13 protein-coding genes are annotated in these 13433 nt (G+C 63.2%); 7 read left to right on the plus strand and 6 right to left on the minus strand.

The features are described from left to right. Window positions 1-1379: phosphoglucomutase/phosphomannomutase family protein (locus VLE48_05535; protein ID HSA92454.1), on the minus strand; the 1379-nt coding region annotated here is incomplete at its 3' end. 66 nt (window positions 1380-1445) lie between these two features. Between VLE48_05535 and cutA the strand changes: the two genes are divergently transcribed. Further along, window positions 1446-1772 carry a divalent-cation tolerance protein CutA gene (cutA, locus tag VLE48_05540; protein ID HSA92455.1) on the plus strand — a complete coding sequence of 109 codons (327 nt, stop codon included), beginning with the start codon at window positions 1446-1448 and terminating at the stop codon, window positions 1770-1772. A 57-nt stretch (window positions 1773-1829) separates the two neighbouring features. Here the strand turns inward: cutA and VLE48_05545 are convergent, their stop codons facing one another. From VLE48_05545 to VLE48_05560, 4 genes are all read right to left on the minus strand, one after another. After that, window positions 1830-2978: a PLP-dependent aspartate aminotransferase family protein gene (locus VLE48_05545; GenBank protein HSA92456.1), complete on the minus strand. Its 1149-nt coding sequence runs from the start codon at window positions 2976-2978 to the stop codon at window positions 1830-1832. 143 nt (window positions 2979-3121) lie between these two features. Continuing rightward, on the minus strand, window positions 3122-4078 hold the full coding sequence (gene cysK, locus VLE48_05550; protein HSA92457.1) for a cysteine synthase A: 957 nt from the start codon (window positions 4076-4078) through the stop codon (window positions 3122-3124). 59 nt (window positions 4079-4137) lie between these two features. Continuing rightward, window positions 4138-5076: a VWA domain-containing protein gene (locus VLE48_05555; GenBank protein HSA92458.1), complete on the minus strand. Its 939-nt coding sequence runs from the start codon at window positions 5074-5076 to the stop codon at window positions 4138-4140. Window positions 5077-5122: 46 nt separating this feature from the next. Next, on the minus strand, window positions 5123-6013 hold the full coding sequence (locus tag VLE48_05560) for a VWA domain-containing protein (GenBank protein ID HSA92459.1): 891 nt from the start codon (window positions 6011-6013) through the stop codon (window positions 5123-5125). A gap of 283 nt (window positions 6014-6296) precedes the next feature. Here VLE48_05560 and VLE48_05565 point away from each other — a divergent pair, with 283 nt between their 5' ends. The 6 genes from VLE48_05565 (at window position 6297) to guaA (ending at window position 12964) form a co-directional block, all read left to right on the plus strand. Then, a complete protein-coding gene (locus VLE48_05565; GenBank protein HSA92460.1) occupies window positions 6297-7640 on the plus strand; it encodes a DUF1015 domain-containing protein in 1344 nt (447 codons plus the stop codon). 16 nt (window positions 7641-7656) lie between these two features. After that, the gene (locus VLE48_05570) at window positions 7657-9117 is read left to right on the plus strand and encodes an N-acetylmuramoyl-L-alanine amidase (protein ID HSA92461.1); all 1461 of its coding nucleotides are present in this window, start codon (window positions 7657-7659) and stop codon (window positions 9115-9117) included. Beyond that, window positions 9114-9704, plus strand: coding sequence for a GerMN domain-containing protein (locus VLE48_05575; GenBank protein HSA92462.1), 591 nt, complete (start codon window positions 9114-9116; stop codon window positions 9702-9704). Before VLE48_05570 ends, VLE48_05575 begins: the two co-directional genes overlap by 4 nt. Continuing rightward, window positions 9701-10540 (plus strand): glutamate racemase, encoded by an 840-nt coding sequence (gene murI, locus VLE48_05580; GenBank protein HSA92463.1) that lies wholly within the window; start codon window positions 9701-9703, stop codon window positions 10538-10540. The genes VLE48_05575 and murI overlap by 4 nt, the downstream gene beginning before the upstream one ends. A 64-nt stretch (window positions 10541-10604) precedes the next feature. Beyond that, window positions 10605-11342, plus strand: a complete 738-nt coding sequence (rph, locus tag VLE48_05585) for a ribonuclease PH (GenBank protein ID HSA92464.1) — start codon at window positions 10605-10607, stop codon at window positions 11340-11342. Window positions 11343-11413: 71 nt separating this feature from the next. Next, the gene (gene guaA / locus VLE48_05590) at window positions 11414-12964 is read left to right on the plus strand and encodes a glutamine-hydrolyzing GMP synthase (protein ID HSA92465.1); all 1551 of its coding nucleotides are present in this window, start codon (window positions 11414-11416) and stop codon (window positions 12962-12964) included. Between the two features lie 64 nt (window positions 12965-13028). On the opposite strand, the gene VLE48_05595 is transcribed toward guaA, so the two are convergent. Then, window positions 13029-13433: hypothetical protein (locus VLE48_05595; GenBank protein ID HSA92466.1), on the minus strand; the 405-nt coding region annotated here is incomplete at its 5' end.

Genomic DNA, 13433 nt, shown 5'->3' on the forward strand with positions numbered 1-13433 from the left:
AGCTTTTCCAGATCCTCCGGGGAGCGCGCCTCGGAATAGACGCGCACCACCGGTTCAGTTCCGGAGAGCCGGTAGCAGACCCAGGAGCCGTCGTCGAACACCAGCTTCAGGCCGTCGGTGCGGACGACGCGAGCTACGCGCTGTCCAGCCAGCTCGCGTGGATCCTGACCGCACTTAGCAGTGAACTTCTCCTTCACCTCCGGCGTCAAGCGGAAGTTCTCGCGAAGCGGGTAGAAGGAACCAACTTGGTCAAACAGGCGGCGGAGCTGCTGGGAGAGGCTGGCGCGGCGGCGGGCGACCATTTCGCAGGCCAGCAGGCCGGCCAGAATGCCGTCTTTTTCCGGGACGTGATGGCGTATGGAAAGCCCGGCGCTCTCCTCTCCGCCGATGGCGATCTTGTCCTGCTTGATCAGCTCGCCGATGTACTTGAAGCCCACCGGCGTTTCGTGCAGCTCGACCTTGAGATGGTCGGCGAGGGCATTGATGAGGTTGGTGGTGGAAACGGACTTGGCGACGCCGTTACGCCAGCCGCGGGTCTCCACCAAGTAGTCGAACAGCAACGCGATGAGGTAGTTGGGCTGGAGAAAAGCGCCGTCTTCATCGAGGATGCCAAAGCGATCGGCGTCACCATCGGTGGCGATGCCGATGCGTGCCCCGCTCTCGCGCATGGCGCGGCGCAAATCCTCAAGCAGGTGATCATCCGGCTCCGGGGCATGGCCGCCGAAGAGCACGTCGCGGCGGTCGTGCACGGTGGTGACCGGAACCCCCGCGTCGCGCAGCAACGCATCCGAATAACCGCGCGCCGCGCCGTAAAGCGGGTCGAAGGCCACTTTGAGCCCGGCTTGGCGGATGGCCTCGAGGTCCACGATCTCCTTCAGTCGCGCGAGATAGGCAGTGCGGACCTCGATCGTTTCCGTCGCTGCCCCGCCTGCCTTACCTTTCTCCGTGTCCTCCGTGTCCTCCGTGGTTAAGTCATGTATCTTCGCCTCGATCTGCCGGGTCACTTCCGGGAGAGCGGGAGCACCATCGGGAGTCGAAAACTTGATGCCGTTGTATTCGGGAGGATTATGGGAAGCAGTGAAGTTGATGGCGCCGTCGCTCTTCGAGCGCACAACTTCAAAAGCGATGGCCGGCGTGGGCGCAGCTTCCGCCACCAGCAACGGCGTGATACGGTGCGCGGTAAGGATGTCGCAGGCCACGGAACAAAAGCTCTCGCCGAGGAAGCGGGGATCGCGAGCCACGATCACTTTCGCGCCCGAGGACTTCTGCGACGCTACGTAGCGGGCGATACCGGTGACCGCACGGCGCACGTTGGCAAACGTAAACTCTTCCGCCATAATCGCGCGCCAGCCGGAGGTGCCAAACTTGATCTGAGTCATGAGCGACGCCGCAGCTCAAGGCGGACAGGAATAGACTGACCACTGGCAACTGACCACTGATTCTATATGACCGATAAGCGAATCGTGCTGACGACAGCGGGAACGAAGGAAGAAGCGCAGAAGATCGCGCATGGCTTGGTCGAGGCGCGTCTGGCGGCGTGCGTGAACATCGTAGGGCCGATGGAATCGGTGTATCGCTGGAAGAACAAGGTGGAATCGAGCGCTGAGTTCCTGCTGGTCATCAAGACTACGGCCGCGGCGTTCGAAGCGGTGCGAGCCGCCATCAAGAAGCTGCACTCCTATGAGCTGCCGGAGTGCGTCATGCTGGACATCGAGGACGGAAGCAACGAGTACCTGGCGTGGATAGCGGATTCAGTGGGACCGGGAACGTAGAGACGTTGCTTGCAACGTCTCCAACCGGCTGCACGGGAGACGCAGCAAGCTGCGTCTCTACACGGCTTTCAGTGCCTTGTCGAGGTCCGCAATGATGTCTTCCACATCCTCGATGCCGACCGAGATGCGCACCATGCCGTCTGTCAGCCCGATGGCCTTGCGGCCGGCCGGGCCCAGCGCGGCGTGGGTCATGGTGGCGGGATGGGAGATCAGCGTCTCCACTCCTCCCAGCGATTCGCCCAGCGAGCACACTCGAACCTTTCTGAGCATGCGCTTGGCCGCCGCCAGCGAACCCAAGTCGAAGGTGATCATGGAGCCGAAGCCCGACATCTGCCTCTTTGCCAGCTTGTGTTGCGCATGGTGTGGCAGCCCCGGATAGTAGACCGCCTTCACTTTGCGGTGACGGTCAAGGAAAGCGGCCACGCGACGGCCGTTGTAATCATGGCGTTCCATGCGCACGGCCAGTGTCTTCACCCCGCGCAGCACCAGCCAGCACTCGAACGGCGACAGGATCGCACCCGCCGATTTCTGCAGGAAAGCGAACTTCTCTGCCTGATCGGCCCGGGTGCACACGATCACCCCGCCCAGGCCGTCGCTATGCCCGTTCAGGAATTTGGTCGTTGAGTGGATGGTCATGTCGGCGCCGAGAGCGATGGGCTGTTGAAAGTAGGGCGACATGAAGGTGTTATCCACCACCAGCTCGACGCCGTGGCGCCGCGTGATGCGGCTGATGGCGCGGATGTCGGAAATCGACATCAGGGGGTTGGTCGGAGTTTCGACGTAAACGATCCTTGTGCTGGGTCGAATGGCGTGCTCGACCGCGGTTGAATCGGAGGTATCCACATAGGTGAACTGCAGCCCGAATTTCGCCAGCACCTGGTTGAACAGGCGGGGCACGCCGCCATAGACGTTGTGCGAGCAGATGACGTGGTCGCCGGCCTGGAGCGTCGTGCACATGGCATGGATGGCGGCCATGCCGCTGGAGAAGACGTGCGCCGAGCGTCCGCCCTCGAGCGACGCCAGGTTCTGCTCCAGCCGGGTGCGGGTGGGATTGGACACCCGCGCATACTCGTATCCTTTGTGCTTGCCGATGCCCTCTTGCACATAGGTAGAAGTGGCAAAGATGGGAACTACGACCGCACCCGTAGAGGGATCGGGCTCCTGGCCGTCGTGGATGGCGCGAGTGGAAAATCCGGGCAGTTTCATGGCTCTTAGATTCTAGTGGCTGGCTTCTCGTTTCTCGTTATTCGTTTCTCGAACGTCAAAACAGGCCAAGTAAGAAATAGCCTTTTCGTGCCGGCGTCCTAGGTTTTTCCCGAAGCGAGGAACGTGAAACGAAAACCGCTTCTTCAGATTCCGCCTTCAAAAATATTCTTGGAGAGGTAGCGTTCGGCGGAATCCGGGATGATGGTAACCACGCGCTTCCCTTCCCCAAGGCGTCGGGCGATCTCGACCGCGGCGTAGACGGCGGCCCCTCCGGAGGAACCGGAGAGCACGCCTTCCTCACGCGCCAAGCGGTTGACCATATCGAAGGCTTCCCGGTCGTGAACCATCATGACCTCATCGGCAAGCGAGGCGTCGTAGGTCTCGGGGATGAAGCTGCTGCCGATGCCCTCTACCTTGTGCTCGCCGGGTGGTCCGCCTCCGAGCACGGAACCCTGGCTCTCGACCGCCACCGCCAGCACGCTCGGCAAGCGCTCCTTCAGGAAACGCGCCACGCCGGTAAACGTGCCGCCGGTGCCGGCACCCAGGATGACCGCGTCGATGTTGCCCTGCATCTGCTCGAAGATCTCGCGGGCGGTGGTCTCGTAGTGGAAGTCGGGATTGGCGGGATTGGAAAACTGGGCGGCAACGAACGCATCGGGAATGGAAGCGGCCATCTCCCGGGCGCGACGGATCGCGCCCTGCATGCCCTCCTTTTCCGGTGTGCGCCGGACGTCCGCTCCCAGCGCCTGCATGACCTTCACTTTTTCCCGGGAGAACTTTTCGGGCACGAACAACAGCACGCTGTAGCCACGCTGGATGCCGATCAGCGCCAGCCCGATACCGGTGTTGCCCGCGGTGGCTTCGACGATGGTGGCACCGGGGCGCAGGCGTCCTTCTTCCTCGGCGCGACGAATGATGCCGATGGCGGCGCGGTCCTTCACGCTGCCGCCGGGATTCAGGTACTCCAGCTTGGCGTAGAGGGCCGCGGCACCGGCAGGGGCGATGTGCCGCAGACGCAGAAGCGGAGTCTCGCCCACTAATTCCGTGATGTCCTCGGCCACGCGCAGGCGCTGCGCTTCCGCGGATTTGACGGATCTCATCCCGAAATCAAGAGTAAGGGAGCCGCCACCTTGCGTCAATCAGCGAGTTCGGCTTTCCTTCAAGGCTGGCTGCCGGTTTCCGAGGGGGTGTTGTAGTACCCGCTGCGAGTCCGCACTTGCAGTTTCTTGAAACCCTGGGCACGGGCCGTGACCCGGACGCTCTTGTAGCCCTCTCGCTCAGGATGGGCTGGTTTATATCCGATGGTGTACTGGCTGCGGATCTCGTGGGCCACGTTGCGCGTGATCGTGTCCACTTCTTCCATGTCGTCGGGAAAAAACCAAAGGCCGCCGGTTTGCTGGGCAATGGCCTTGAGGGCGCGTTTGGCCTTCTTGCTGCCTCCCCGCGATTCGAAGATACCAATGGCATACACGGTGGGGCCCTCGTTGTCCTGCACGCGGCGGACGGCCTGCTCCAGGTTGAACATGGAGGCGTTATCGTCGCCGTCGGTCACCACCAGCAGAACACGCTTGCCCAACTTGGCGTTCTTCTTCAGATGGTCGGCGGACGCAATCACCGCGTCGTACAGCGCAGTCCCTCCGCGGGACGAAATGCGCTCCAAAGCTTCCTTCAGCTTCGCAATATCGTTGGTGAAATCCTGGTCGAGGTAATACTCGTCGGCGAAGTTCACGACAAAGACCTCGTCCTGGGGGTTGGAGGCGCGCACCAGATTGATGGCCGCCTGATTCACCGCGGAGCGCGAGCGCATCATTGAGGCCGAATTGTCGATCACGATCCCCAGCGACACGGGAATATCTTCGCGACGGAAGGAGGTGACTTTTTGAGGCTCGCCATCCTCGTAGACCGTGAAGGCCTCTCGTGGGAGATTGGTCACCAGGCGCTGGTGCTGGTCCACTACGGTGGCGTGCAGAATGACTTCTTCTACCTCCTTGCGGAACGTGAACTGGGAGTCGTCGCCTCGGGGTCTCTGTTTCGAGGCCTGCGCCTTCGAGGGAGAAGCTGGCGCCTGAGGCGCGGCGGGCGGTTCCTGCTGTGCCAACCCGGCACAAAGCAGAAGGATCAAAAGGAAAGAAAGAAGAGCAGCACTACTCCGACGGTGCATAGTATCCAGACTTGGCATAGACCTGCAGCGGCGGCAGTCCTTTGGGCGGAACTAGCTTCACCTTGATCTTACGCCACTTGCCGTTGCGCGAGGCATCGGTGGGTTTGTATCCGAGCACGTACTGATTACGCAACTCGATGCCGATCTTCGTAGCGACATCCGCCAAGTCATTGGGGCTGTTGATGGTGAATGTTCGGCCTCCGGTGACCTCGGAGATGGAAGCCAGCGTGGACGGACCGGTGCGCTCCTCCGGGGTGGTGGGGAAAAGATCGAAGATGCCAATCGCGTAGATCTGTACGTCGGCTTCCTTGACCATGTCCTCGATCTCCCCCTCGGTGTAGCGGCTGCGATTGTCGCCGCCGTCGGAAATGATTAGGAGAGCTTTCTTGGCGTATTGGCCGTCACGCATCTTGGTGACGCCGAGGTAGATGGCATCGAGCAGCGCGGTGCGACCCTTGGGCACGGTGAACACCAGCTTGTTCTGCATGTCCTCCACGGAGCGGGTGAATTCCGCCAGAACCTCGGGGCGATCCGCGAACGTGACCATGAAGAACTCGTCCTGGGGATTGGCGGTCTTGAAGAACTGCACCACCGCTTCGCGAGCCTTCTCGATCTTGTTGGACATGGAACCGCTGAGGTCGAAGATCACCCCCAGGGAGATGGGCGCATCCTCACTGGAAAAGTGGCGCACCTGCTGAGCCTGGTTGCCTTCAAAGACGCGGAAGTGTTCCTTTTCGAGCCCGGTGACCAAGCGATTCATGGGATCGGTGACGGTGACGTTGACCAGTACGAGGTCCACGTCCACCGTAAGGGACCGGTTGCCATGGGTTTTCAGCTTGGGGTCCGGCGGAATTTCGGTTTTAGAGAGCGGCACCGCCCGGGGCTGGATGTGAACTTCCTGAGCGGCGGCCGGGACGAGGAGGAGGAGCCCAACGGCTGCACACAAAGATGCGACCCAGGAAACCCCCAAAGCGCAGGCGAACCTGGCCTTCCGGACAACCGCGGTCGAGTGAGCCAGAGCGCACCCGCCCTCACCGATGCGGGCCATCATGCGCGACTCCAGAGCAAATACTACCACAGCCGCATACCATTCGAGTGGGAACAACAGCCCGCGGGTTGCCCGAGTGGCAGAGATCGGAAGAAGAAGGGCGCGCGACGTGGCCGTCAGGGCGCTTGCTACAATCGCAGTGTCGATCTCGATGGCTCGTGTCTTCCCTTTCCGCGCGCTGCGCTACGACTCCAGGAAGGTTTCTCCCGCGGACGTCTTAACGCAGCCGTACGACAAGATCACGCCGGAAATGCAGGAGCGGTACTACCAACTCAGCCCCTACAACCTGGTACGAATTGAACTTGGGCACAGCCAAGCCAGCGACAACGAGCGCGATAACGTGTACATACGGGCGGCGGCCTTTTTTCGCGAGTGGCGCGACCAGGGCGTGCTTCTTCCGGACCCGGAACCTTCCATGTATGCATACTGGCAGCGCTTCCGGGTGCCCGGAAACGAGGCAGAACAGGAGCGCCGTGGCGTGATTGTCGCCGGCGCGCTTGAGGATTATGGCCGAGGGGTCGTGTTCCGGCACGAGCAAACACACTCGGCCCCGAAGGCCGATCGCCTAAACCTGCTGAGGGCGACGGGCGCGTACTTCGGTCAGCTTTTCCTGTTATATGGCGATCCCGAGCGAGAGATTGATGCTGTCCTGGAGCCGAAGCAGGAACCCGACGTAACATTGAGGGATGAGTATGGCGTAGAGCACCGGCTGTGGCGCATCGCGGACCCCGGTGTGATCCAGTGCGTACAACGGAAGCTGGCTGATAAACCGCTCATCATTGCTGATGGACATCACCGCTACGAGACGGCGCTCCAGTATCGTGACGAGCAGCGTGCGGCCAACCCTAAAGCCGGACCGGACGCTCCTTTTGAACGCACGATGATGACCCTGGTAAATATGGACGCGCCGGGCCTGGTAATTTTGCCGACGCATCGCGTCATTCATGGACTGGAGCGTTTCCACACCGAAGACCTGATTCGCGGAGCGCGAGCCTGGTTCGATATTCACGGCGTGAGCCAGGAACCGCTGGAGCCGAGCCGTGCGGTCAGGCTGCTCGCCGAGGCCGGCCAGGAGGAGACGGCAGTCCTGGCAGCGACTTCCCAAGGGAGTTTCCTGTTGCGGGCTCGCGCCGGGGCAGTGAAGGAGACACTGCAAGGGATCCCGGCGCGACAGAGAGCGCTGGACGTGGTACAGGTTCACAAGTTGCTGATCGAGCGGGTGCTTGGTGTCTCCGAAGAGCAGGTACGAGCGCTTGAGCACGTCCGCTACGTACGGGACGCGGGCACAGCTCTGTCCGAGGTGCAGCGCGACGCCAACGTGGCTTTCCTGATGAATCCCGTGCGCATGGAACAGGTGCGCGACATCGCGCTGGCCGGCGAGGTGCTGCCGCAAAAATCCACGGACTTCTATCCCAAGCTGCTGAGCGGGTTGACCATTTATGCGCTGGATTAGGAAACGCAGCGCCCTGATGGCGCTGACGCTGCTCGTGGCTGTGGGCGCGGCCATGTTGCGCGCGCCTTCATGGCAGCAGCAACGGCTCTCGGTGTACACGCCCAAAGCGCGGTACAGCATTGAGGTCCTGGAACGGGATGGGCGCCAGTACGTGGACCTGCTCGAGCTGCTGCGGCCCCTGGGGCGTGTGGGCGCCGTTCACGAGAAGAAACTGTGGAAGGTGGAGTTCGGCGAGATCCGCGGTGAGTTCACTGAGGGCAAGAACACGGGCCTGTTTGCCGGCAGCGTAGTAAAGCTGGAATCCAAGTTCGCAGCGGAAGGCAACCGGCCGCTCATTCCGGTGGAGGACGCGGCGCGGCTTATCTCCCGCGCGCTCGACTTGAGAGTGGACGACCACGAGGCCGGCCGTCGAATTTTTGCCGGGAACGTGGCCACGCGCTTTACCGCGGAACTGCGCAAGGGCGAGACCAGCGAACTGGTGCTGAGCTTCTCCGAGCCGGTGCATCCCGAGATCTTGGCGGGACAAGACGGATTGCGGCTGGACTTTGCCAACGACCCGCTCGTTTCCCAGCAGAAGAAGTTCCGCTTCGACGACAAGACGATCGGAGCCGTGACCTTCAGCGAGGTCAATGGTGCCGCTGTCCTGATCATTACCGGGTCGGGCCGGTTGTTGGCGGAGGCCGGGGGCGACGGCAAGACACTGATCGTACGCCGTGACCCGAACCAGCCCGTGATGGCACTTGGGAGGGCTCCGGAGATCCGGGCCGCGCCTGAGCCCCCGGCTTCGCTCAGCGGCCTGCCGCCGGGACAAGACTCCACCGCAGCGCTTTCGCCACTGGTCCAGGCGCCGATCGTGTTGCCCCCGTTGCCGCCTCCAGGAGTGCGTCCGCGCTTCCTGGTGATCGTGGATGCCGCGCACGGCGGCGAAGAGCGGGGAGCGCTGCTGGCGAGCGACCTGGAGGAGAAGCACGTGGTGCTGGCACTGGCGAGGCGCCTGCGTCAGGAACTGGCGGCACGCGGCGTCCAGTCCGCCATGGTGCGCGAGTATGACGTCACCCTGCCCATGGAGGCGCGGGCCGTGTTGGCCAACGCTTCCCACGCTGCGGTCTACCTCACGCTGCACGCCGGTGCCGAAGGCCGCGGTGTGCGGCTCTACACTTCCATGCTGACGCCCACGGCACCGGAGCGCAGCTTGTTCCTTCCCTGGGAGACCGCACAGGCCGGCTATGTGGAGCGCAGCCGCATGCTTGCCGGGGCGGTGAACGGGGAGATGGAGAAACAGAAGATCGCGGTGCTTAAGACGGCGGCGCCTCTGCGGCCGTTGAACAACATTGCGGCGGCGGCCATCGCCGTGGAGTTGGCCCCGCGTGATGGGGACGTACGCACGCTGGAATCCGCCTCCTACCAACAGGCGGTAGCCGTTGCGCTGGCCCAGGCGGTGGCCGCGGCACGCGTCGGTCTGGAGCAGACGCCATGATTCCGAGGCATCTTGCCATCGCCGTGGCGCTGCTGGTGGTGGCCAGCGTCGTTCTGGGATCCTACATGCTCCGGCTGCAGCAGCAGCAACGGGAACGGGCCACCGAATTGGAGCTGGAGCGCCCGGTGGCTCCGCCGGTGGCCGGGCGCGAAGAGCCGGTCGTCCTGGTCCTTGCGTATGACGACGAGGGCGTCGTGCGGCGCGAACACAAGACCATCGTCGTGCCCGAGGAAACCGGAGCACGGGCACGTGAGATCCTGCGCGCGCTACTGGCACACTACCAACAAAAGCCTTCGCCTCATCCCCTGGACCCGGGCGCGGACGTGCGGGACGCTTTCCTGGTGCGCGGCGACCTGGCGGTCATCGACATGACCGCGGCTTTCGCGGACGGGCATCGATCGGGTGTTCTGGTCGAAACCCTCACCGTGGTTTCGATGGTGGACACGCTGACGGCAAATCTTCCCACCATCCGGCGGGTGAAGTTTCTGGTCGACGGACGCGAGCGCGAAACCCTGGCCGGCCACTTCGACCTGATCGCGGTGCACGACGCAGCCAGCGTCCGTGGACTGATCGAGGAGGTCCGGTGACGGCTCGGCACCCGGTGCTGGGAGTCTTCGACTCCGGCTTCGGCGGGTTGACCGTGCTCGAAGCCTTGCGGCGGCGTATCCCGGAAGCCGACTTCCTTTATTTCGGAGATACCGCGCGCCTGCCCTACGGGACCAAGTCTGCGGAAACGGTGGCGCGCTATGCCATCGCGGCAGCGCGCTTCCTTGAGGACCGTGGTGCCGAGATGCTGGTGGTGGCTTGCAATACGGCCAGCGCGCTGGCGCTGGAACCCATCACGCGGGCAATGCGGATCGGGGTGGTAGGCGTAGTGGCGCCGGGCGCGGAACGGGCTGCGCGCGCCTCGCGATCACGAAAGGCCGTGGTCATCGCAACCGAAGCCACCGTAGCCAGCCATGCCTACCGCACGGTGCTGGCGACGCATGGTGTCCAGGCGTACGAAAAGGCCTGCCCGTTGCTGGTCCCGCTGGTAGAAGAAGGATGGACCGAACACCCGGTGACCGAGCAGGTGGCGCGTATCTATCTGGAGGAAGCGTTCGGAGATGAGTCACGCGGCGCGGACGTGCTGCTGCTCGGGTGCACACACTATCCGCTATTGCAACCGCTCATCGCGAGAGTGCTGGCAGGCGTGCCGGCGGATAGCGTCGCCATCGTGGATTCGGCGGATTCCACAGCGGATGTGGTCGCGCAAGCATTGCGCGTCCATCCCCTGCCGCCGCCGTCGCCCGAACCCGAACGTCGCAACGCGCCACGGGTGAAGTGCTTCGCCACGGATTCGGTGGAGAAGTTCCGTCGGATCGGAGAGCGCTTCGTGGGACACCGGCTGGAAGATGTCACCCATGTGGACCTGGGAGGGTAATCCTGTCGTGCCTACCCGGTCGCAGGCTGCAGGCCTGTCCACCTGTTAGAATCGCGTTTCGCTCATGATCTACCGCTCGGACAATCGCGCCGCCGACCAGATGCGCCCAGTGCGCATCGTGCCCGACTACGTCTCCACCGCTGAGGGCTCCGCCCTGATCGAGGTGGGCAACACACGCGTGATTTGCACGGCATCCATCGAGGAAGCGGTGCCGCAGTTCCGACGCGGCTCGGGTAAGGGGTGGATCACAGGCGAGTACGGCATGATCCCGCGCGCCACGCTGACGCGGACTCCGCGGGAGTCGGCGAGGGGGCGCCAGGGCGGGCGCACGCACGAGATCCAGCGATTGATTGGGCGCTCGCTGCGAGCGGTAACCGATCTGGAGCGCATGGGTGAGCGAACCATATGGGTGGACTGCGATGTGATTCAGGCCGACGGCGGGACGCGCACCGCCTCCATCACCGGCGCCTTCATCGCCGTGGGGCTGGCGATGCAGCGGCTGGTGGAGGCGGGGACGCTTTCGGCGGCGCCGCTGCGGGATTTCGTAGCCGCCACCAGCGTGGGCATCGTGGAAGGCGAGATCCTACTCGACCTGACGTACGAAGAGGATTCGCAGGCGGAAGTGGACCTGAACTTCGTCATGACCGGCGCCCGGAAGATCGTCGAAGTGCAGGCCACGGCAGAGCAGAAGCCGTTCGACGAGCAGCAGTTGCGCCGCATGATCGAGCTGGCGGGACGCGGCATTGACTCGCTCATCGCCAAGCAACAGGGAGTGCTCAGCGGGCTGATGCTGCGACAGTGAGACGGCTATCCGCTCTCCGCTTTCCGTAAAGTTCCGTTGCTCTGGACGTGCACGTTGCGCTAGAGTGGAACATGGACGCCAACTCCATCGTCATCCTCGACTTCGGCTCGCAATACACGCAACTGATTGCGCGCCGCATCCGCGAGCAGAACGTCTTTTCGGTCGTCCTTCCCTGCACTGCACCGCTCGATGAGGTGAAGAGCTACGGGCCCGCGGGCATCATCCTCTCCGGAGGGCCCAGCTCGGTGTACGACGCCGATGCGCCGCCCGCGGATGAGCGCGTGCTCACACTGGGGCCGCCGGTGCTGGGCATCTGCTACGGGTTGCAGTTTCTCGCCCACAAGCTGGGCGGCAAGGTGCGCTCCGCTCCCAAGCGTGAGTATGGACGGGCGGAGATCGAACTGCTGAACGGTTCGCGCCTGTTCGAAGGCCTGCCCCGCAACCTTACGGTCTGGATGTCCCATGGCGACGATGCGGTGGAATTGCCGCCCGGCTTCCGGCAGGTGGCGCGGTCGTCGAATGCGGTGGCTGCGATGGAGGATCCGAGCCGGCACATCTGGGCGGTGCAGTTCCATCCCGAAGTGCACCACACGCCCCGGGGCACCGAAATCCTGCGTAATTTCGTGTTCGGCATTTGCGGCGCGCGGCCGGACTGGACCCCCAAGCACTTCATTGATGCCACCGTGGCGCAGGTGAAGCAGACCGTGGGAGCGAATGGACGGGCGATCTGCGCCCTCTCCGGAGGCGTGGATTCGTCGGTAGCCGCGACCCTGGTGGACCGGGCGCTCGGGAGTCGGCTGACCTGCGTGTTCGTCAACAATGGCGTGCTGCGCAAGAACGAATTCGCCAAAGTGCAACAGAACCTGCGCGACAAGCTGGGGCTGAACGTTGTTGCGGTGGATGCGAGTGCGCGCTTCCTGGCGAAGCTGGCCGGCGTAACCGATCCAGAGCAGAAGCGGCGCATCATCGGCAACGAGTTCATCGCCGTGTTCGAGGAGGAGGCCCACCGGATCGAACGCGAAGTCGGGAAAGTGGAATGGCTTGTGCAGGGCACGCTCTACCCGGACGTCATCGAGTCGCGTTCGGTGCGCGGGCCGTCCCAGACCATCAAGACGCATCACAACGTCGGCGGACTGCCGGAAACCATGAAGCTCAAGCTTATCGAACCGCTCAAGGACCTGTTCAAGGACGAGGTGCGGCGCATCGGCAAGGACCTGGGCATGCCGGACGAGATCCTGCAGCGTCAGCCCTTCCCCGGGCCGGGCTTGGCGGTGCGCATCCTGGGTGAGGTAACGCCGGAGCGGGTCGCCATCCTGCAGGAAGCGGACGACATCGTAGTCACCGAAATCAAGAAGGCGGGGCTCTACACCAAGGTCTGGCAGTCGTTCGCCGTGCTGCTACCCGTAAAGAGCGTGGGTGTGATGGGCGACCAGCGCACCTACGCCTACACTTGCGCTATCCGCTGCGTGCACTCCGAAGACGGCATGACCGCCGACTGGGTGCAACTGCCCTACGAAGTGCTGCAGACCGTCTCCAACCGCTTGGTGAACGAGGTCAAGGGAATCAACCGCGTGGTGTACGACGTTTCGTCCAAGCCGCCGAGCACGATTGAGTGGGAGTGATAAACAATCCCGTCGGGCGACCGCGCTGTGCCGCCGACGTCGGTTTGAGCATTCCGGAACCCGTCTAGTCTGCCGCCAGTTCCGCCTCGCTCTTCACGCCGTATTTCTGGAACCAGGGTGTTGCGGCCTTCAGGCGTTCGTTCACGTTGTTGATGTTCTCGACGCCCTTGGTCTCCAGCCACTTACGGAAAGCGGCGGCGCCTTCCTTGCCAAAGACAGGTATGCCGTCTTTCCACGTAGCGCGGCCGCAGAGCACACCCGCGAACTTGACGCCAGACTCGGCAGCCAGATCCAGCGACTCCGTGAACTCGGCGTTGGAGACGCCGGCCGATAGATAAATGAACGGTTTGGTGGCTACGGCGGCAGCGCCGCGGAAAAGGTCCATGGCCTCCTGTTTCGAATAGGCCTTCTGGCCGGCGTAAGAGCGCGCGCCCTCTATGAATTTCATGTTGATGGGCACCTCGACCTT

The sequence above is a fragment of the Terriglobales bacterium genome (assembly GCA_035454605.1).
Lineage (GTDB): Bacteria > Acidobacteriota > Terriglobia > Terriglobales > Acidobacteriaceae > DATMAB01.

Excerpts from the sequence above, each read along its gene's own strand:
- cutA (HSA92455.1), top strand. The coding sequence starts at position 1,446 with ATGACCGATAAGCGAATCGTGCTGACGACAGCGGGAACGAAGGAAGAA.
- VLE48_05545 (HSA92456.1), bottom strand. The coding sequence starts at position 2,978 with ATGAAACTGCCCGGATTTTCCACTCGCGCCATCCACGACGGCCAGGAG.
- cysK (HSA92457.1), bottom strand. The coding sequence starts at position 4,078 with ATGAGATCCGTCAAATCCGCGGAAGCGCAGCGCCTGCGCGTGGCCGAG.
- VLE48_05570 (HSA92461.1), top strand. The coding sequence starts at position 7,657 with ATGGCGCTGACGCTGCTCGTGGCTGTGGGCGCGGCCATGTTGCGCGCG.
- VLE48_05575 (HSA92462.1), top strand. The coding sequence starts at position 9,114 with ATGATTCCGAGGCATCTTGCCATCGCCGTGGCGCTGCTGGTGGTGGCC.
- rph (HSA92464.1), top strand. The coding sequence starts at position 10,605 with ATGATCTACCGCTCGGACAATCGCGCCGCCGACCAGATGCGCCCAGTG.
- guaA (HSA92465.1), top strand. The coding sequence starts at position 11,414 with ATGGACGCCAACTCCATCGTCATCCTCGACTTCGGCTCGCAATACACG.